This is a genomic window from Aeromonas sp. 2MA4 (assembly GCF_029237305.1).
GTDB classification, from domain to species: Bacteria; Pseudomonadota; Gammaproteobacteria; order Enterobacterales; family Aeromonadaceae; genus Aeromonas; species Aeromonas salmonicida.
In genome coordinates, this window is sequence record NZ_JAACFY010000045.1 from 1 (window position 1) to 625 (window position 625).

At 54.9% G+C, this 625-nt stretch carries 1 protein-coding gene and 1 tRNA gene; one reads left to right on the forward strand and one right to left on the reverse strand.

Going from position 1 to position 625, the window contains the following annotated elements; translation table 11 throughout:
• The first annotated feature begins 169 nt into the window (after positions 1-169).
• Positions 170-246, forward strand: a tRNA-Asp gene (locus GWQ31_RS21700).
• A 247-nt stretch (positions 247-493) separates the two neighbouring features.
• Here the strand turns inward: GWQ31_RS21700 and GWQ31_RS21705 are convergent.
• Positions 494-625: integrase core domain-containing protein (locus GWQ31_RS21705; RefSeq protein WP_275910251.1), on the reverse strand; the 132-nt coding region annotated here is incomplete at its 5' end.

Here is a 625-nt window from a genome sequence, read left to right on the forward strand (position 1 = left end):
ACTCAGAAGTGAAACGCGGTAGCGCCGATGGTAGTGTGGCATTCGCCATGCGAGAGTAGGACACTGCCAGGCACCCAATTAAACAGCGACGTGCACATCACGACGTTGGCCGAGAGGATGACACCTCATTGAAACGGCAGACAATTTAGCAAAAAGCTAACCAGACAGCGGAGCGGTAGTTCAGTTGGTTAGAATACCGGCCTGTCACGCCGGGGGTCGCGGGTTCGAGTCCCGTCCGCTCCGCCAGTAATTCGAAGGCCTTCCCAATCGGGAAGGCCTTTTTGCTTTTTGGCATTTGCGAACAGGATAAGGAAACAAGGGGCAGCAGACAGGGCTGCGACTTGCCACTGGCAACTCGGTCCCTACCTATGTCCGCTTGTGCTTGAGCCGGACTGCACCCTCCCGTCCGCTTTGCCAGTCAATTGAGAGTCCCAATCTAACGACTGGTTTTTTGTGCATTTTGCCCAGTACAACATGAATCGCCCCCAGTTCCCTAGATGTGTAAACCCACCAGGTTGTTCACAGATTGAAGACGGCTGATGGGGGGCTTATAGCCCAGACTTGCATGAGGACGATGCCAGTTGTACTCATGCAGCCACGGTTGCAGGTGTTCTGCCCGTTGCGC